Origin of the sequence: Pseudomonas izuensis (assembly GCF_002356535.2) — a bacterium.
Classification (GTDB): domain Bacteria; phylum Pseudomonadota; class Gammaproteobacteria; order Pseudomonadales; family Pseudomonadaceae; genus Aquipseudomonas; species Aquipseudomonas izuensis.
Genome location: NZ_AP017423.2, coordinates 5869170 through 5886969, shown reverse-complemented (window position 1 = coordinate 5886969; position 17800 = coordinate 5869170). Strand labels below are relative to the sequence as shown.

The 17800-nt window shown below is 60.1% G+C and carries 17 protein-coding genes; 12 read left to right on the top strand and 5 right to left on the bottom strand.

The window, feature by feature from the left end:
* Positions 1-63: 63 nt before the first annotated feature.
* From ribF to ispH, 5 genes are all read left to right on the top strand, one after another.
* On the top strand, positions 64-1002 hold the full coding sequence (ribF, locus tag LAB08_RS26310) for a bifunctional riboflavin kinase/FAD synthetase (protein ID WP_172901647.1): 939 nt from the start codon (positions 64-66) through the stop codon (positions 1000-1002).
* Between the two features lie 13 nt (positions 1003-1015).
* Positions 1016-3847, top strand: coding sequence for an isoleucine--tRNA ligase (gene ileS / locus LAB08_RS26305; protein WP_096515072.1), 2832 nt, complete (start codon positions 1016-1018; stop codon positions 3845-3847).
* On the top strand, positions 3840-4352 hold the full coding sequence (lspA, locus tag LAB08_RS26300; protein WP_096515074.1) for a signal peptidase II: 513 nt from the start codon (positions 3840-3842) through the stop codon (positions 4350-4352). Before ileS ends, lspA begins: the two co-directional genes overlap by 8 nt.
* Positions 4353-4359: 7 nt before the next feature.
* Complete coding sequence (gene fkpB, locus LAB08_RS26295; protein ID WP_170948729.1) at positions 4360-4797, top strand: FKBP-type peptidyl-prolyl cis-trans isomerase; 438 nt, start codon at positions 4360-4362, stop codon at positions 4795-4797.
* Between the two features lie 152 nt (positions 4798-4949).
* Positions 4950-5897, top strand: a complete 948-nt coding sequence (gene ispH, locus LAB08_RS26290) for a 4-hydroxy-3-methylbut-2-enyl diphosphate reductase (RefSeq protein ID WP_096515076.1) — start codon at positions 4950-4952, stop codon at positions 5895-5897.
* On the opposite strand, the gene LAB08_RS26285 is transcribed toward ispH, so the two are convergent.
* Entirely contained in the window at positions 5874-6422 is a 549-nt protein-coding gene (locus LAB08_RS26285) for a GspH/FimT family pseudopilin (RefSeq protein WP_096515078.1), read from the bottom strand. The two genes, ispH and LAB08_RS26285, sit on opposite strands and share 24 nt — an antisense overlap.
* Positions 6423-6552: 130 nt before the next feature.
* On the opposite strand from LAB08_RS26285, the gene LAB08_RS26280 reads away from it, so the two are divergent.
* From LAB08_RS26280 to thiO, 7 genes are read left to right on the top strand one after another with little or no spacing between them, the layout of a single operon-like run.
* A complete protein-coding gene (locus tag LAB08_RS26280; protein WP_096515080.1) occupies positions 6553-7026 on the top strand; it encodes a GspH/FimT family pseudopilin in 474 nt (157 codons plus the stop codon).
* Positions 7023-7472, top strand: a complete 450-nt coding sequence (gene pilV, locus LAB08_RS26275; protein ID WP_096515082.1) for a type IV pilus modification protein PilV — start codon at positions 7023-7025, stop codon at positions 7470-7472. The genes LAB08_RS26280 and pilV overlap by 4 nt, the downstream gene beginning before the upstream one ends.
* Entirely contained in the window at positions 7469-8179 is a 711-nt protein-coding gene (locus tag LAB08_RS26270) for a PilW family protein (RefSeq protein WP_096515084.1), read from the top strand. Before pilV ends, LAB08_RS26270 begins: the two co-directional genes overlap by 4 nt.
* 11 nt (positions 8180-8190) lie before the next feature.
* Positions 8191-8670: a pilus assembly PilX family protein gene (locus LAB08_RS26265; protein ID WP_096515086.1), complete on the top strand. Its 480-nt coding sequence runs from the start codon at positions 8191-8193 to the stop codon at positions 8668-8670.
* On the top strand, positions 8657-11740 hold the full coding sequence (locus tag LAB08_RS26260; protein ID WP_096515088.1) for a pilus assembly protein: 3084 nt from the start codon (positions 8657-8659) through the stop codon (positions 11738-11740). The genes LAB08_RS26265 and LAB08_RS26260 overlap by 14 nt, the downstream gene beginning before the upstream one ends.
* Positions 11741-11754: 14 nt before the next feature.
* Positions 11755-12156, top strand: coding sequence for a type IV pilin protein (locus tag LAB08_RS26255; RefSeq protein WP_096515090.1), 402 nt, complete (start codon positions 11755-11757; stop codon positions 12154-12156).
* Between the two features lie 57 nt (positions 12157-12213).
* The gene (gene thiO, locus LAB08_RS26250) at positions 12214-13314 is read left to right on the top strand and encodes a glycine oxidase ThiO (RefSeq protein WP_096515092.1); all 1101 of its coding nucleotides are present in this window, start codon (positions 12214-12216) and stop codon (positions 13312-13314) included.
* Between the two features lie 110 nt (positions 13315-13424).
* On the opposite strand, the gene LAB08_RS26245 is transcribed toward thiO, so the two are convergent.
* From LAB08_RS26245 to LAB08_RS26230, 4 genes are all read right to left on the bottom strand, one after another.
* Positions 13425-14756, bottom strand: coding sequence for a sigma-54-dependent transcriptional regulator (locus LAB08_RS26245; protein ID WP_096515094.1), 1332 nt, complete (start codon positions 14754-14756; stop codon positions 13425-13427).
* A gap of 2 nt (positions 14757-14758) precedes the next feature.
* Positions 14759-16348, bottom strand: a complete 1590-nt coding sequence (locus LAB08_RS26240) for a sensor histidine kinase (RefSeq protein ID WP_096515096.1) — start codon at positions 16346-16348, stop codon at positions 14759-14761.
* Positions 16338-16571 carry a PP0621 family protein gene (locus tag LAB08_RS26235; protein WP_096515098.1) on the bottom strand — a complete coding sequence of 78 codons (234 nt, stop codon included), beginning with the start codon at positions 16569-16571 and terminating at the stop codon, positions 16338-16340. Before LAB08_RS26235 ends, LAB08_RS26240 begins: the two co-directional genes overlap by 11 nt.
* A gap of 136 nt (positions 16572-16707) precedes the next feature.
* Entirely contained in the window at positions 16708-17730 is a 1023-nt protein-coding gene (locus tag LAB08_RS26230) for an outer membrane protein assembly factor BamD (protein ID WP_096515100.1), read from the bottom strand.
* Positions 17731-17800 lie beyond the last annotated feature (70 nt).

Below are 17800 nucleotides of genomic sequence, written 5' to 3'. Positions count from 1 at the left end.
GTTGCCTGTCGTCGGCCGCCGGGTGTGGTTATAATCGACCACTTTATGAGCAAGAAGCGCGTTATGCAGCTGGTTCGAGGCCTCCACAATCTGCGCCCCCAGCATCGGGGCTGTGTCGCCACTATTGGCAACTTTGACGGTGTACACCGTGGCCACCAGGCTATCCTGGCGCGGTTGCGTGAGCGTGCGCTGGAGTTGGGCGTTCCCAGCTGCGTGGTGATTTTCGAGCCGCAGCCGCGGGAGTTCTTCGCTCCGGACACGGCGCCGGCGCGCCTGGCCCGCCTGCGGGATAAACTGCAATTGCTGGCCGCCGAAGGTGTCGACAGGGTCCTGTGCCTGGCGTTCAATCAACGTCTGAGCAAACTCAGCGCCAAGGCGTTCGTCGATACCATCCTGGTGGACGGCCTCGGCGTGCAGCACCTTGAAGTCGGCGACGACTTCCGCTTCGGCTGTGACCGGGTAGGGGATTTCGATTTCCTGCAGCAGGCCGGCGTCGTGCAGGGTTTTACCGTCGAAGCGGCGCAGACCGTCGAGCTCGACGGGATTCGCGTCAGCAGCACCCAGGTGCGGAATGCACTGGCGGCTGCCGACTTTACCCTCGCCGAACGCCTGCTCGGCCGCCCGTACCGGATTGCCGGTCGCGTGCTGCACGGCCAGAAACTCGCGCGGCAGCTGGGTACGCCCACCGCCAACATACAACTCAAGCGCCGTCGCGTGCCGTTCACCGGGGTCTACCTGGTCAACGTCGAGATCGACGGCAAGACCTGGCCCGGCGTCGCCAACATCGGCGTACGGCCTACGGTCCAAGGTGATGGCAAAGCCCACCTGGAAGTGCATCTTTTAGATTTTGCCGGCGATCTGTACGACCGGCGTTTAACGGTGGTTTTCCACCACAAGCTGCGTGAAGAGCAGCGTTTCGCCTCTCTGGAGGCGTTGAAAACGGCGATCAACGCGGATGTCGCCGCCGCCCGTGCACTAGCCGCACCTAGCGCCCATCGCTAATGAAGAGCCTTAAATGACCGACTATAAAGCCACGCTAAACCTTCCGGACACCGCCTTCCCAATGAAGGCCGGCCTGCCTCAGCGCGAACCGCAGATTCTGCAGCGTTGGGACAGCATTGGCCTGTACGGAAAGTTGCGCGAGATTGGCAAGGATCGTCCGAAGTTCGTCCTGCACGACGGTCCTCCGTACGCCAACGGCACGATTCACATCGGTCATGCACTGAACAAGATTCTCAAGGACATGATCATCCGCTCGAAGACCCTGTCGGGCTTCGACGCACCTTATGTTCCGGGCTGGGACTGCCACGGCCTGCCGATCGAGCACAAGGTCGAAGTGACCCACGGCAAAAACCTGGGCGCGGACAAGACCCGCGAACTGTGCCGCGCCTACGCCACCGAGCAGATCGAAGGCCAGAAATCCGAATTCATCCGTCTGGGCGTGTTGGGCGATTTCGCCAACCCGTACAAGACCATGGACTTCAAGAACGAGGCCGGTGAAATCCGTGCCCTGGCGGAAATCGTCAAGGGCGGTTTCGTGTTCAAGGGCCTCAAACCCGTGAACTGGTGCTTCGACTGCGGTTCGGCCCTGGCTGAAGCGGAAGTCGAGTACGAGAACAAGAAGTCCTCGACCATCGACGTGGCATTCCCGATTGCCGATGAAGCCAGACTGGCGGCCGCATTCGGCCTGCCATCGCTGGCCAAGCCTGCTTCGATCGTGATCTGGACCACCACCCCGTGGACCATCCCGGCCAACCAGGCGCTGAACGTTCACCCGGAATTCAACTACGCCCTGGTCGACGTCGGCGACAAGTTGCTGGTGCTGGCCGAGGAGTTGGTCGAGTCGTGCCTGGCGCGATACAGCCTGCAAGGCTCGGTCATCGCGACCACCACCGGTAAAGCACTGGAACTGATCAACTTCCGCCACCCGTTCTACGACCGTCTGTCGCCGGTGTACCTGGCCGACTACGTCGAACTGGGCGCCGGCACCGGTGTGGTTCACTCCTCGCCAGCCTACGGCGTAGACGACTTCGTGACCTGCAAGAAGTACGGCATGGTCAACGATGACATCCTCAATCCGGTTCAAAGCAATGGCGTCTACGTGCCCTCGCTGGAGTTTTTCGGTGGCCAGTTCATCTGGAAGGCCAACCCGGCCATCGTCGACAAGCTGACCGAAGTCGGTGCGCTGCTGCACACCACCGTCATCGAACACAGCTACATGCACTGCTGGCGCCACAAGACCCCGCTGATCTACCGCGCCACCGCACAGTGGTTCATCGGCATGGACAAGCAGCCGACCACGGGCGACACCCTGCGCCAGCGTTCGCTCAAAGCCATTGAAGACACCAAATTCGTTCCGGCCTGGGGCCAGGCGCGCCTGCACTCGATGATCGCCAACCGTCCGGACTGGTGCATCTCCCGTCAGCGCAACTGGGGCGTGCCGATCCCGTTCTTCCTGAACAAGGAAAGCGGCGAGCTGCATCCGCGTACCGTCGAACTGATGGAAGAAGTCGCCAAGCGCGTCGAAGTCGAAGGCATCGAAGCCTGGTTCAAACTGGATGCCGCTGAGCTGCTGGGCGAGGAAGCGCCGCAGTACGACAAGATCAGCGATACGCTGGACGTATGGTTCGACTCGGGCACCACGCACTGGCACGTTTTGCGCGGTTCACACCCGATGGGTCACGAGTCCGGCCCGCGTGCCGACCTGTACCTGGAAGGTTCGGACCAGCACCGTGGCTGGTTCCACTCGTCCCTGCTGACCGGTTGCGCCATCGACAACCACGCGCCGTACCGTGAGCTGCTGACCCACGGTTTCACCGTCGACGAGTCCGGCCGCAAGATGTCCAAGTCGTTGGGCAACGTGATTGCGCCGCAAAAGGTCAACGACACCCTGGGCGCCGATATCATGCGTCTGTGGGTCGCTTCGACTGACTATTCGGGCGAAATGGCGGTTTCCGAGCAGATCCTGCAACGCAGTGCGGACGCCTACCGGCGTATCCGTAACACCGCGCGGTTCCTGCTTTCGAACCTGACCGGCTTCAACCCGGCCACCGACCTCCTGCCGGCCGAAGAAATGCTCGCGCTGGACCGTTGGGCCGTGGACCGCACCCTGCTGCTGCAACGCGAGTTGCAAGAGCACTACGGTGAATACCGCTTCTGGAACGTCTACTCCAAGATCCACAACTTCTGCGTGCAGGAGCTGGGCGGTTTCTACCTGGACATCATCAAGGACCGTCAGTACACCACCGGCGCTGACAGCAAGGCCCGTCGTTCGTGCCAGACCGCGTTGTTCCACATCTCCGAAGCATTGGTTCGCTGGATCGCACCGATCCTGGCGTTCACCGCCGACGAGCTGTGGCAATACCTGCCGGGCGAGCGCAACGAGTCGGTCATGCTCAACACCTGGTACGAAGGCCTGAGCGAGCTGCCGGAAGGCTTCGAGCTGGATCGTGCTTACTGGGACCGGATCATGGCGGTCAAGGTGGCGGTCAACAAGGAGATGGAAATCCAGCGCGCGGCCAAGGCCGTCGGTGGCAACCTGCAAGCTGAAGTGACATTGTTCGCCGAAGACGCGCTGAGCGCCGACCTGGCCAAGCTGAGCAACGAACTGCGCTTCGTCCTGATCACGTCCACCGCCAGTGTTGCACCGTTTGTACAGGCACCGGCCGACGCCGTGGTCACCGAAGTCAGCGGCCTGAAGCTGAAGATCGTCAAATCGGCCCACGCCAAGTGCGCCCGTTGCTGGCACTGCCGTGAAGACGTCGGCGTGAACCCGGAACATCCGGAAATTTGCGGTCGTTGCGTCGACAACATCAGCGGCACCGGCGAGGTTCGCCACTATGCCTAATGCCGTTGGCCGTTTCGGACGGCTGGGCTGGCTCTGGTTGAGTTTGCTGGTCCTGGTCATCGACCAGGCCAGCAAGTTCTACTTCGAAGGCAAGCTGGCGATGTACCAGCAAATCGTGGTGATCCCCGATTACTTCAGCTGGACCCTGGCCTACAACACCGGCGCGGCATTCAGCTTCCTGGCCGATAGCTCCGGCTGGCAGCGCTGGTTGTTTGCCTTGATCGCGGTCGTGGTCAGTGCGGTGCTGGTGGTGTGGCTCAAGCGCCTGGGGCGCAACGATACCTGGCTGGCAATCGCCCTGGCACTGGTGCTGGGTGGCGCGCTGGGCAATCTGTATGACCGCATTGCCCTGGGCCATGTGATCGATTTTATTCTGGTGCACTGGCAGAACCGCTGGTACTTCCCGGCGTTCAACTTTGCCGACAGTGCTATCACTGTGGGCGCAGTCATGCTGGCACTGGACATGTTCAAAAGTAAAAAGACCGGAGAAGCCGTTCATGACTGAACAGGTATTGGCTGAACAACGCATCGGCCAGAACACGGAAGTCACCTTGCATTTCGCATTGCGCCTGGAGAACGGCGACACAGTGGACAGCACCTTCGACAAAGCCCCGGCGACCTTCAAGGTCGGTGACGGCAACCTGTTGCCAGGTTTCGAAGCCGCGCTGTTCGGTTTCAAGGCGGGTGACAAGCGTACGCTGAGCATCGAGCCGGAAAACGCTTTCGGCCAGCCGAACCCGCAAAACGTGCAGATCATCCCGCGCTCGCAGTTCCAGAACATGGACCTGTCGCCCGGTTTGCTGGTGATCTTCAACGATGCGGCCAATACTGAATTGCCGGGCGTGGTGAAAGAATTCGATGACGCGCAAGTGACCATCGACTTCAACCACCCGCTGGCTGGCAAGACACTGACCTTTGACGTGGAAATTATCTCCGTCAAGGCGTTGTAACTGACCTCATACGGTCATCTGTAGGAGCAAAGCTTGCTCGCGATAGCGTCATTTCAGTCAATATCACCGTTGACTGATCCACCGCTATCGCGAGCGAGCTTTGCTCCTACGGGTCTACGATCAATTTTCGCGCGCAAGACACGAGGCTCAGCATGCAAATCAAACTCGCCAACCCCCGTGGCTTCTGCGCCGGTGTGGACCGGGCGATCGAAATCGTCAACCGCGCCCTGGAAGTCTTCGGGCCGCCGATCTATGTGCGCCATGAAGTGGTCCACAACAAATTCGTCGTCGAAGACCTGCGCAACCGTGGTGCGATTTTCGTCGAGGAACTGGATCAGGTGCCGGACGACGTGATCGTGATCTTCAGTGCCCACGGCGTTTCCCAGGCAGTGCGCACCGAAGCCGCAGGCCGTGGCCTGAAAGTGTTCGATGCCACCTGCCCGCTGGTGACCAAGGTGCATATCGAAGTCGCGCGCTACAGCCGCGATGGTCGTGAATGCATCCTCATCGGCCACGCGGGTCACCCGGAAGTCGAAGGCACCATGGGTCAGTACGATGCCAGTAACGGCGGTGCGATCTATCTGGTCGAAGACGAAAAAGACGTCGCCGAACTGCAAGTACATAACCCGGAAAAACTGGCGTTCGTGACCCAGACTACCCTGTCCATGGACGATACCAGCCGCGTCATCGACGCCCTGCGTACACGTTTCCCGGCCATTGGCGGTCCGCGCAAGGACGATATCTGCTACGCCACGCAAAACCGTCAGGACGCGGTCAAGCAACTGGCCGACGAATGCGATGTGGTGCTGGTGGTCGGCAGCCCGAACAGCTCCAACTCCAATCGCCTGCGTGAACTCGCCGAGCGCATGGCCACCCCGGCCTATCTGATCGACGGAGCCGAAGACCTGCAAAAGAGCTGGTTCGAAGGTGTCGAGCGTATCGGTATCACGGCTGGCGCCTCCGCTCCGGAAGTCCTGGTGCGTGGCGTGATCCAGCAATTGCAGGCCTGGGGTGCCACTGGCGCTGACGAGCTGGCTGGGCGGGAAGAGAACATCACGTTCTCCATGCCTAAAGAACTACGCGTTCGTTCCCTCCTCTGAGTCTTCTCCTCCCACGCAAAGCGGCTGTTCAGCCCTTGTGCTGCGCAGGCTGACAATGCCGGTCCGGGCCAGTACCACTTGGTATTGGCTCAAGGACTCCCGGGCTGAGCAGATGTGTAATGTCCCCGCCTGAAAAGCGCCACTGGGCAGCAATGGCTCGCCCAGACCGCTGAACCTGACAAAACTCCTGACCGGTCTATTACCCACGACAGTTACTCGAGCACTGCCCTGGCGTTCAACGAGCAGCGGATTGCTGCTGTCCTCATGCCCTTTGCCATTGATATCCAGAATCATCCGCCAACCCTGACCCCAGTCGCCGTTTATGCCGTAAATCACAACGGTCTGGTTTCGGGCAATGGCTTCGCTTCTTGCGCTACGCATTCCGCTGACAAGCGACCTCGCCGCTTCCTCGCGATAGTTCGATTCCTTGACCGCTGCAAACGCCGGACTGACCAAATGCAGAACAATCCCGGCAATCGTCAGTCCCATAAGCAGTTCGATCAAGCTGAAGCCTTGCTGATGCATGGCATCTCCCTCCCTGGAGTGTTGAGCCCCGTGCAATCCGTGCACGAGTAATGGCGAAACAGCCTCGCCTTGGCGGTCGAATGTTCTAGCGTGTAAGAGCAGGTATAGCCGACGGCAACGGAGGGCATCGATGGATCATCGTACAAAAGGTTTCACGCTGATCGAGTTGCTGATCGCCATAGCCGTCTTTCTGGTCCTGATCACGCTGGGTGTCCCGGCATTTACCCGTTCGACGCAAGTCACCAGGGCCGATACCGAGATCGGTGATCTGCAACATGGCCTGAACTTCGCCCGTCTGGAGGCGATCGATCGGGGTTTGACTACGCGGGTGCGCCCCACGGCAGGCGGCAGCCTCTGGACGGGTGAATTGTCGGTGTATGACGGCACGGGCACTCCGGCCAATGTATTACGTGTTATTCCAGCGATGAGCAGCGGTGCAACGCTGACGCTAACCTCTGGAGTGACCGCCATTGATTTCAATAGTCTGGGCGGCCTGTCGTCATCGTCCACGGCGTTGGTGATCAGTTATGTGTCGGGTACGCAAAGCAGGACGCTGAATGTGTGTTTGAACGGACGAATTCTATTGGGTGGAAGTTGCGGATGAGGCAAGGGAGCAAGGGTGCACAGGAAGGCATGACGCTGATTGAAGTCCTGGTTGCGTTGTTGGTTCTGGGCGTTGGGCTGCTGGGTGCGGCGGCGATTCAACTGAATGCGCTGAAGTACACCGACAGTGCGCGCATGACCAGCCAGGCCAGTTTCATCGCCTACGACATGATGGACCGCATTCGCGCCAACGCTGCCGCCGACTACACCGTTACACCGCCGACGTCGGGCAATCCGAGTGTCGCCCGGGACCAGGACCTCTACGATTTCACCAGCAATATCGTCAATTTCGGGGGCGCTACGGCAACCGGCACCATCGCCCTCAATCAGCGCGTGTACACCATCACCATCACCTGGGACGATTCCCGGGCCGCCAACAGCGCCAACGCCCGCCGCAGTTTTGTGCTCACCAGCCGTGCGACAGCCGATCCGGTGGCGACGCCATGAGCCGCCTCCAAAGAGGGTTCGGCCTGATCGAGCTGCTGATCGCCCTGGCCTTGAGCCTGATCGTGGTGCTGGGCGTGGTGCAGGTTTTCATTGCCGCGAAAAACACTTACGTCAGCCAGAACAGCGCTGCTGCCATGCAGGAAGACGCGCGATTCGTGCTGGGCAAAATGATTCAGGAAATCCGTATGGTCGGGATGTTCGGTTGCCTGGGGACGATTACCGATGCGAATACGGGCGGGAGCTTCAATGCCGGTCAGGTCACTCCGATCAGTTGGGATAACGCCAATTTAAGGTTAACGCTGGTGACGGCGGATGTCGGCAGCAATGGCGGCACGCCGACCTGGACGGTGCTTTCCGATTGTCGCACCAGTGCAACGGCCTATTCCGGTGCGCAAACGCCCGCTTCGGGGCAACTGGCGTTTCCCATCCGGCGGTTAATCTACAGCCTGAAGAACGGCCAACTGACTATGGGGGTCGGCGTTGCGCCGATCCCGCAGGTACTGGTGGATAACGTCAGTGCCTTCAATGTCAGCTTCGGCCTTGCCAGTTCCGCTACCGATACGGCCACCTCCAGTTACAGCAGCAACCCTTCGGACCCTGCACGCATTCGCAGTGTGCGTCTGAGCCTGACCCTCACCGACCCGAGCAACCGGGTGAGCAATCAAACCTTCAACGTGGTTGCGGCGCTGCGCAACCGCTTGCCATGAGGGGAGGGCCGATGAGTGTTTCTACGATAACGCCATGTTCCCAACGCGGCATGGCACTGTTGGTCAGCCTGGTGTTTTTGTTGCTGCTGACGCTGATCGGCCTTTCCTCGATGCAGAACGCCATCCTGCAGGAAAAAATGGCCGGTAGCGTGAGCATGCGTAATCAGTCGTTCCAGAGCGCAGAAGCAGCGTTGCGTGTCGGTGAAAGCGCAGTGCAACTGGACACCTACTCATTGGCCGTGTGCAACGGCACCACCCAATGCGCGCCGCCGGGCGAATCGTCGAGCCTCCTCGCCGCCGGCTTCAACGCCACCTCGGGAGTGACCTGGATCGCGTCGGGCAGTGGTTTTTACGGCGTGCAAAACATTGGCACCGCCGTCACCGCCGTGAACGTACCGAGCAATACCTCGGCAACCTTGTACCGAGTGACCGCCGTGGGCATCGCAGGCAACTCGCGCAGCGTGGTGGAGAGCATCTATGCGAAGTACTGAACGACGCACGGGGCTTTGGCAGTCATTGGCTGGCGCCGTTCTGGGGTTGTATCTCTCGGCCCCGGCCTATGCCTTCACGCCTTCGGACTCCCCCTTGCTGAGTGCCGCAGCGGTCGCACCCAACGTGATGCTGATGATCGACGATTCGGGGAGCATGAATAACATCATCTGGGCGCCGGATTTCGATCCCACGGTCAATCGCGCGCAGATAGCCATATGCAGTTCCAACACCTCGTGTATAAGCGGCCAGAATCTGGACATGAGCGATACCAATATTTCGCTGTCGAGCCTGAATAGAGGTGGTTGCTCGACCAGTGGCAACTGGTACGGGTTCTATCGGGGGTTCCTGGGGCTGACGCCCGTTTGCCTCAAGTTGCCTGACCCGGTGGGTAATGAAAATACCCGTTACACCGCTAACTATCTGGCCTATCTGCTGGGCCTGGCCAATGGTTCCAATCGGGACTTCACCACGGGGGCCAATGCAATCCCCAACGATTACCGCATCAGCGTGGCGCAGGATGTTTCGACCAACCTGGTCACCAGCAATCGCACGTTGCGTATCGGCCTGGCCACGTTCAATCCGCCCGCGAACAACAATCCGGGCAATGGTGGCTTCATTGCCCGGGCGGTCAGCGATCTGTCGGTGGATGCCAACTACAACGCGCTGATTGCCTCCATCAATGGGCTCAGTGCCGTAGCCAATACACCGCTGGCGGAAACCTATTACGAAGTGACTCGCTACCTGCGCGGCATGGCGCCGTACTACAACTCGACGCCCTCCACCTACACCAGTCCGATCCAGTATCGCTGCCAGAAAAACTACGGAGTAGTGATTACGGATGGCTTGCCCACCTACGACCGGACCTTCCCCACCAATGATCCGCTCGGTGGCACCCGCCTGCCGAACTGGGACGGCAACAGCGCTAACGATGGCGACGATCTTAACGGTGACGGGGAGGGTGACACGCTGTACCTGGATGACATCGCCAAGTTCGCCTTTGACATCGACATGCGCTCCACCGGGACGGATCTGGCGGGCAAAAGCTGGAACGCCACGGACTTTCCCAAGCAGAACATGAACACCTACACCGTTGGTTTTACCGCGACCAATCAGATGTTGTCGGATGCCGCCAGCTACGGTCAGGGCAAGTATTACCAGGCCACTGACAGTGCCGGGCTTAACGCCGCATTGTCCTCCGCCCTGAGTGACATCACTTCCAAAGCCGGCTCCGGCGGCAGTGGTGTCACCAGCGGGACGATTCTCAGCAGCGGCACCCGTTACTTCCAGACCAGTTACGACCCGAAGGACTGGCGTGGCACGATCAAGGCCTTTGGTTTCACCTCCAGTGGCGCGGTCAATACCGGTGCGGTGCTGTGGAGCACCGATACGGCCATCGTGCCCGGTGCCACGGCGCCGACCTATCAATCGTGGAACAACCAGACCAACAGCCCAGTGACATTGGCTTACGCCAATTTCTCCACCGCCCAGCAAGCCGTCCTCAGCCAGGGCCTGCCCACCGGGATTACCGGCAGTGACCTGGTGGAGTGGAGCAAGGGCACCAACAAGACCGGCCTGAAAGTGCGCAGTGCGCTGCTGGGGGACATTATCAACTCGCCATTGACCCTGGCGTCCCCGACGGATAAAACCGCCTCGGACCAGTCGGGCGACACCACTTACAGCACCTACCTGGCCACCAAGGCGGCCAACATGAACACCAGCCTGGTGGTCAACGCCAACGACGGTTTTGTAAACGTCATCAATGCCGGCAACGGCACGCGGCGTTACGCTTACATGCCGTCCAGTGTGCTGCCATCGTTGCGCTATATCGCTGATACCGCGTACATCAACGGCGTCAGCCATAAATTTCTGGTGGACGGGCAGGTAGGTGTGTTCGATGTCCAGCTCAACAGCGCCTGGAAAACTCTCGCGCTCGGCGGGACTGGCGCGGGCGGACGCACCTTCTATGCGCTGCAACTGTTCGATGCCTCGGCCGGTAACGTGACCCGGGCGTTGTGGGAAATCAGCGCGCCGGCCACGGCCAGTACGGCGAATCCTTTCAATGATCTGGGTTATGCCTACGCTCGCCCGGAAGTGGCACGCTTGGCCGACGGTCGATGGGCGGCGTTCATTTCCAACGGCTATGGCAGCAATTCCGGGGTGGCCGCGTTGTATGTCGTGGACCTGCGCGACGGTTCGTTGATCAGGAAAATCGTTGTCGACAGCACTGAAACCACGAACGGATTGTCCTCGGTGGAATTGAAGGTCAACTCGCAGAACGTGGTGCAGGCGGCCTATGGTGGCGATTTGAAAGGGCGCTTGTGGAAGTTCGATCTGAGCAGTACCAGCACCGATAGCTGGGGGGTGGCGTTTGCCGGCAAGCCCCTGTTTACCGCGGCCGGAGGCGCGACCCAGCCGATTACCGCTCAGCCCTTGCTGGCGGATAACTCGCTGGGTGGCAAACAGGTATTTTTCGGCACAGGGAAGTTCAACGAGACCGCGGACAAGACCAACAAGGATTTACAGGCGTTCTATGCGGTGTGGGACGCGGACGGCGGATCAGGGCAGATCACTACGTCCAGCTTGCAGGCCCAGGCAGTGACCGGCGTGGTCTCGGGAAGCTCCGGGCAATTCATCACCACCAGCCAGAACGAAGTGACCTATCCCGCGGAAAAGGGCTGGTATCTGCCGCTGGTGTACAACAACGTGCTGACCGGCGAGCGGGTGATCAACCAGGCCAGCCTGGTGCTCGGGCGAATCGTGTTCACCACAGCCAGCGTCGACACCACAGATCCCTGCGCGAGCTTCGGCACCGGCAAACTGGTCGAACTCGATGCGTTCAGCGGTAAGATGCTCAACTACGCAGTGCTCGATACCACCGGCGACGGGTTGATCGATAGCACCGACACAGTGTCCAGCGGCGTGGTCTTTACCGGTGGTATTCCGACCCTGAATGCCATCGTCAATGGCGCGGCCCGCAAAATCGTGAACGATTCCAGTGGCGGTATCACCACGCTGGTGGAAAAATCCGGCGGCGGCAGCCGTCGCATCATGTGGCGACAAATACAGTAAGCGAGAGTTGAGGCATGCACAGATCCAACCGCGGTTTTACCCTGATCGAAATCATGATCGTGATTGCGATCATCGGGATTGTCCTGACCATCGCCATGCCGAGCTTTACGGAATATCAGAACAAAGGGCGTCGTACTGAAGTGGCCGGTCTGCTTTCCGAGCAGGCGCAGATCCTCGAGCGTTTTTATTCACAGAAAAACATCTACACCGGTGCCGCCGGCCTCAGCGCTGGTAATGACTACTACACCATCACCCCGACACTGACCGATCAGACTTTCCTGCTGACAGCCGTGCGTAAGGCCGGAAAAAGCATGGCCACTGACAAGTGTGGTGATTTCACGATTTCCAATGCCGGTGTCCGTGGCATGGTCAACGCCACGGCCGGTCTGACCACCAAGGATTGCTGGGGTCGCTGAGTTTCCTTTTTCGGGTGTCTTTTGCGCCCTCTGTCTATTTATCGGTTGGATCAGAATATGACCAGGCAACAGCAAGTGGTGATTGTCGGCGGTGGGGTAATCGGTCTGCTGACGGCCTTCAATCTCGCGTCCGAAGTGCAGAGCGTTGTGCTGCTGGACCGTTCGAATGTCGGTCAGGAGTCGTCCTGGGCGGGGGGTGGCATCGTATCGCCGCTTTATCCATGGCGTTACAACCCGGCGGTCACCGCGCTGGCCCATTGGTCCCAGGATTTTTATCCACAACTGGGTGAGCGCTTGTTCGCTGCCACCGGGATCGATCCCGAGGTGCACACCACCGGCCTGTATTGGCTGGATCTGGACGATGAAGCCGAGGCGCTGGCCTGGGCCGCACGGGAGAAGCGTCCGCTGCGGGCTGTGGATATCTCGGCGGCGCACGATGCGGTGCCGGTGTTGGGCGGCGGTTTTACCCGGGCCATCTATATGGCCGACGTAGCCAACGTGCGCAATCCGCGGCTGGTGAAGTCCCTCAAGGCGGCGTTGCTGGCACTGCCGAATGTGACCATTCATGAGCAGTGCGAAGTCAGTGGGTTCATTCGCGAAGATCAAAAAGTTGTCGGTGTGCAGACTTCCTCAGGCGCAATTCGCGGCGATCAGGTGGTCCTGACCGCGGGTGCCTGGAGCGGGGATTTGCTCACGAGCCTGGGCCTTGAATTGCCGGTCGAACCCGTAAAAGGGCAGATGATTCTCTACAAGTGCGCAGCGGATTTCCTACCGAGCATGGTGCTGGCCAAGGGGCGCTACGCGATTCCACGGCGCGACGGGCACATCCTGATTGGCAGTACGCTGGAATATGAAGGCTACGACAAGACGCCAACCGAGTCGGCGCTGGAGAGCCTCAAGGCCTCGGCGGTGGAATTGATTCCGGCGTTGGCGAGTGCCGAGGTGGTGGGTCATTGGGCCGGCTTGAGGCCAGGCTCGCCGGAAGGCATTCCCTACATTGGCCGGGTGCCGGGGTTTGATGGGTTGTGGCTCAACTGTGGGCATTTCCGCAATGGGTTGGTACTGGCGCCAGCGTCGTGCCAGTTGTTTGCCGATGTGATGTTGGGCAGGGCGCCGATCATTGATCCGGCGCCGTATGCGCCAACCGGGCGGATTTGATTCAAGGTTTGTGGCGCCTGTCAGATTGCCATCGCGAGCAAGCTTTGCTCCCACAGGATTAGTGTCGTGATGCAAACCCTGTGGGAGCAAAGCTTGCTCGCGATGGGGCCTTAATCCAGCCCCAATTTCTTGAGTCTGTAGCGCATCGACCGAAACGACAAATTCAATCGCTGAGCCGCCGCCGTGCGGTTCCAGCGGGTTTCCTCCAACGCCTGCAGAATCAACTGGCGTTCGACGTTCTCCAGGTAAGCCTCCAGATTGTCGATCTGCGTCAGGTCCGGCACACCCCCTTCGGCGGCACAGTTACCTTCGGCCAGGCGCAGGTCGCTGGCTTCGATCTGTTTGTTCTCGCATAACGTGTGCGCCCGTTCGAGCATGTTCTCCAGTTCCCGAACGTTGCCCGGGAAGCGATAGCTTTTGAGGGCGTCGAGGGCTTGCGGGTGGAGCTTCGCCAGCGGTTGCCCGGTGTTGGCGGCAAGACGCTTGAGCATATGGCTGGCCAGCGGCTCGATGTCATCGCGGCGTTCACGCAAGGGCGGAACCCGCAGCTCGATGACATTCAACCGGTAGTACAAGTCCTGGCGAAAGCGCTCGGCGGTGATTTCGGCCGCAAGGTCTTTGTGGGTGGCGCAAAGAATGCGCACATCAACCACCATTTCCTGTTGCCCGCCGACGCTGCGCACGGCCTTTTCCTGGATGGCTCGAAGCAGTTTGACCTGCATCGGCAGCGGCAGGTCCGCCACTTCATCAAGGAACAGGGTGCCACCATGGGCCGCCTGGAACAGTCCGGGTTTGTCTTCGATGGCGCCGCTGAAGCTGCCTTTGCGATGGCCAAAGAACTCGCTTTCCATCAGTTCCGAGGGAATGGCCCCGCAATTGACCGGAATAAAGGGGTGGTTGGCGCGTGGTCCGCGGTCATGGATCAGGCGTGCGACCAGCTCCTTGCCGCTGCCGGACTCGCCGCTGATGTAGACCGGGGCCTGGCTGCGCGCCAGTTTATCGATTTGTTTGCGCAGGTTGCGCATGGGCAATGAATCGCCCAGCAGGCGGCGATCGATGGCAGCGTCGGGGGCGGGCAGCAGCAGGGCGCTGGTGACCAGTTCGCGCAGTCGGGGGAGGTCAACCGGTTTTGTCAGGAAGTCGAAGGCGCCGGCCTTGAGGGCGTTGATTGCTGTATCGACATTGCCATAGGCCGTGATCATGGCCACCGGAACCTGCGGATAGCGTTGCTGGATATGCTGTACCAACTCAAGGCCCGTGCCGTCCGGCAGACGCATGTCGGTCAGGCACAGATCGAACGTCTCGCGCCTCAGCAGGGCTTGGGCCTCGCCAGCGTTGCGGGCACTCCAGGTATCGAGCTTCATCCGCCCCAGGGTGATTTCCAGGAGTTCGCGGATGTCCGGTTCGTCGTCGACGATCAGGACTTTAGGCCGTGGGCTCATGTTCAACCTTGTTTCCGTCCGTGAGCAAAGGTGATGCGAAAGCAGCCGCCGCCTTGGCGTGGTTTGAAGTCTAGGCGGGCCTGATTGCTTTCGCACAGCTCACGGGACAGATAGAGCCCCAGGCCAGTGCCCTGGTAACTGGTGGTGAAGAACGGCTCGAACAGTTGCGCTTGATGATCGGGGAGCACGCCGGCGCCGTCGTCGAGGATTTCCAGGATTGGCAATTGACTATCGGGATCGATAAACAACTCAAGCCAGACCTGCGCCCGATCGTGGCTCTGGGCGCTGTGGCGCCAGGCATTGCGTATCAGATTGTCGAGAATCTGGTTCAACTGGTTCGGGTCCATAAGGGTCTTGAAGTCACCGGGAGCGATGTGCAGGTGAATCTGCTGGCGCTCGTTCGCGCCCTCGCGGATTTCGGTGACGAACTGTTGCAGCCACGGCTTCAGGTCCAGCCTTTGTGGCACGGTTTGCTGGCGGCGAGACAGTTGCAGGACGTTTTCGATTACCCGGTTCATTCGCTGAGAGTGGTCTTGAATGATCTGCGTCAGACGTTGATCCGCGCCGTTCAGTTCCTCGGATTCGCGCAATAGCTGTGCGGCATGACTGATTGCGCCCAACGGGTTGCGGATTTCATGGGCGATACCGGCGGTCAGGCGCCCGAGGGCGGCAAGTTTCAGCTGTTGAGCCTGCTGGGCAATCTGTGCGAGGTCTTCAAGAAAGACCAGGGTCTGGTGCTGCGAACTGGAGTCCAGCGCAATGAAGCTCGGCTGCAGCTCCATGCCGCTATAGGCGACTTTCAGACTTTGCGGGCGCAGCGTTGGATTGCTGAGCCACAGGTGCAGGCGTTCGACAAGGACGGGGACATGGTCATCGATCAGACAGCCTTCGAGGCGGCCGCAACCGAGCAGTGACAGGGCGCTGTGGTTGGCCAATTGCACGCGCCGCTGCTCGTCGAGTACCAGGATACCGGTGCGCATGCGTTGCAGGATCAGCGCATTGAGCGCCTCCAGGCCGACGACTTCACTGGCCTTTTGCTCCGCCAGGGTTTCGCTGACTTCCAGGCGTCGGATCAGGCCTTGCACCAACAGTGCCGCGGCAAAACACAGGGCGCCGAGGGTGCCCGCCTGCAAATAATCATTGGGGCTGGAGGGATGGCTGAAGTGCAACAGGAAACTCGTACCGACGATGCCGAGTGCGCCGACGGCGGCAATCAGCAGGCCAATACGCCTTCGCAACAACGTATTGCTAATGGCCACCGAGACGATCAACAGGTTGCCTATGGCGCTGGCCACGCCGCCGCCGGCGTAGAGCAGGCCGCACAGCAGCAGGACGTCGAGAAGCGCCAGGCTGAACAGTTGCGCCGGGTGGCGCGTGTTCTCGAAAAAGACCACCAGAAGAATATTCAGCACCAGGTACAACCAGCTGCCACTGCGCAGCAGATCGTCATTGGCTGACGTCAGCAACCGGTTGTCCATATCGCTGGAAATCAGCAGCACCAGGATGATGCCGACGCTTAATCGGTAGAGATGATAAAGGCGCAGCAGTCGCTGGGCCTGTTTGCCGCCGTGACTGGACGTCTCAGCGATCACTGGAGCCGGGGCCTTGCTCCAGATGAGCCTGGCTGCAATACCACTGCTGTTGAAGGCTCAGTGCGCGATCCCGGGGCAGGTGCACGCCGCAATGGGCACAGCGGACCATCGGTGTCGCTTCCAGCTCGGCGGTCGACCTGGGCACGGCAGTCTGCCCTTTGTACTTGCGCCAGAACCATACGGCGGCGGCAATCACGGCGATCCAGAAAAGTAAACGAAGCATGATGAGCTGCTTTTTGGCTGATGAACCAGCAGTTTAGCCGGGGACATGTCAGGCGCACAGCGCAATTGCGCTCTACAAAAATGGCGCAATAAAAAAGGGAGACTCGAGAGTCTCCCTTTCTGTACCGCCGGTCGTGTCAGTCGAACACGCCGAAGGTCATGTAGCTGAACCACGAGCGGTCTTCGTTGTTGCCCTGGGCTTCATGATCTTCTTCCTTGATCGCGTCGCCATTTCCGTCTTTAGGCTTGAGCTCGCTCGGAATCGCGTCCTTGGCATCCTGGAACTGCTTCTGCACGTCCTGGTTGGCGCGGGTTTCTCCCGGCGGCAGCGGCGGACGGGATTCGATGAGGCCCAAGGTGGCCTTGCTCAACCACGAACGGTTGTCGGCTTCTGCGACCGACGGTACGAACTGACCGTCCACCAGGCTCGGGTGGTTCGGGTAGTTGAGCTTCAGGGTTTCAAGGCTGGTGGCGGCCAGTTCGTCCAGATGCAGACGCTGGTAGGCCTCGGTCATCACCGCCAGGCCATCACCGACCGCAGGGGTTTCCTGGAAGTTTTCCACCACGTAGCGGCCACGGTTCGCGGCGGCGACGTAGGCCTGACGGGTCAGATAGTAGTTGGCAACGTGGATCTCGTAGGCCGCCAGCAGGTTGCGCAGGTAGATCATGCGCTGCTTGGCGTCCGGTGCGTAACGGCTGTTGGGGTAGCGGCTGGTCAGCTGGGCGAACTCATTGTAGGAGTCGCGAGCGGCGCCCGGGTCACGCTTGGTCATGTCCAGCGGCAGGAAGCGCGACAGCAGGCCGACGTCCTGGTCGAAAGAAGTCAGGCCCTTGAGGTAGTAGGCGTAATCGACGTTCGGATGCTGTGGGTGCAGGCGAATGAAACGCTCGGCAGCCGCTTTTGCAGCCTCTGGCTCGGTGTTCTTGTAGTTGGCGTAGATGAGTTCGAGTTGAGCCTGATCGGCATAACGACCGAACGGATAACGCGATTCCAGAGCCTTCAGCTTGGCGGTGGCGCTGGTGTAGCTGTTATTGTCCAGGTCAGCTTGAGCCTGTTGGTACAACTCGACTTCGCTCAGGTTTTCGTCTACGACTTCCTTCGATGAGCAAGCAGCGGTCAATGCGAGGATGGCGATCAGCAGCAGGTGTTTCACTTGCATGGCGGCTTGCGTCCCTATGACGGCCGCTGTCTTGGGCGCGGCCGTCCTGTTATGATGAGCGCCCCGTTGA

Coding starts and splice junctions, on each gene's coding strand:
- LAB08_RS26260 (WP_096515088.1), top strand. CDS start 8,657: ATGCGAAGTACTGAACGACGCACGGGGCTTTGGCAGTCATTGGCTGGC.
- LAB08_RS26255 (WP_096515090.1), top strand. CDS start 11,755: ATGCACAGATCCAACCGCGGTTTTACCCTGATCGAAATCATGATCGTG.
- LAB08_RS26265 (WP_096515086.1), top strand. CDS start 8,191: ATGAGTGTTTCTACGATAACGCCATGTTCCCAACGCGGCATGGCACTG.
- LAB08_RS26280 (WP_096515080.1), top strand. CDS start 6,553: ATGGATCATCGTACAAAAGGTTTCACGCTGATCGAGTTGCTGATCGCC.
- pilV (WP_096515082.1), top strand. CDS start 7,023: ATGAGGCAAGGGAGCAAGGGTGCACAGGAAGGCATGACGCTGATTGAA.
- LAB08_RS26235 (WP_096515098.1), bottom strand. CDS start 16,571: ATGCTTCGTTTACTTTTCTGGATCGCCGTGATTGCCGCCGCCGTATGG.
- lspA (WP_096515074.1), top strand. CDS start 3,840: ATGCCTAATGCCGTTGGCCGTTTCGGACGGCTGGGCTGGCTCTGGTTG.
- LAB08_RS26270 (WP_096515084.1), top strand. CDS start 7,469: ATGAGCCGCCTCCAAAGAGGGTTCGGCCTGATCGAGCTGCTGATCGCC.
- LAB08_RS26230 (WP_096515100.1), bottom strand. CDS start 17,730: ATGCAAGTGAAACACCTGCTGCTGATCGCCATCCTCGCATTGACCGCT.
- thiO (WP_096515092.1), top strand. CDS start 12,214: ATGACCAGGCAACAGCAAGTGGTGATTGTCGGCGGTGGGGTAATCGGT.
- ribF (WP_172901647.1), top strand. CDS start 64: ATGCAGCTGGTTCGAGGCCTCCACAATCTGCGCCCCCAGCATCGGGGC.
- LAB08_RS26285 (WP_096515078.1), bottom strand. CDS start 6,422: ATGCATCAGCAAGGCTTCAGCTTGATCGAACTGCTTATGGGACTGACG.
- ispH (WP_096515076.1), top strand. CDS start 4,950: ATGCAAATCAAACTCGCCAACCCCCGTGGCTTCTGCGCCGGTGTGGAC.
- ileS (WP_096515072.1), top strand. CDS start 1,016: ATGACCGACTATAAAGCCACGCTAAACCTTCCGGACACCGCCTTCCCA.
- LAB08_RS26245 (WP_096515094.1), bottom strand. CDS start 14,756: ATGAGCCCACGGCCTAAAGTCCTGATCGTCGACGACGAACCGGACATC.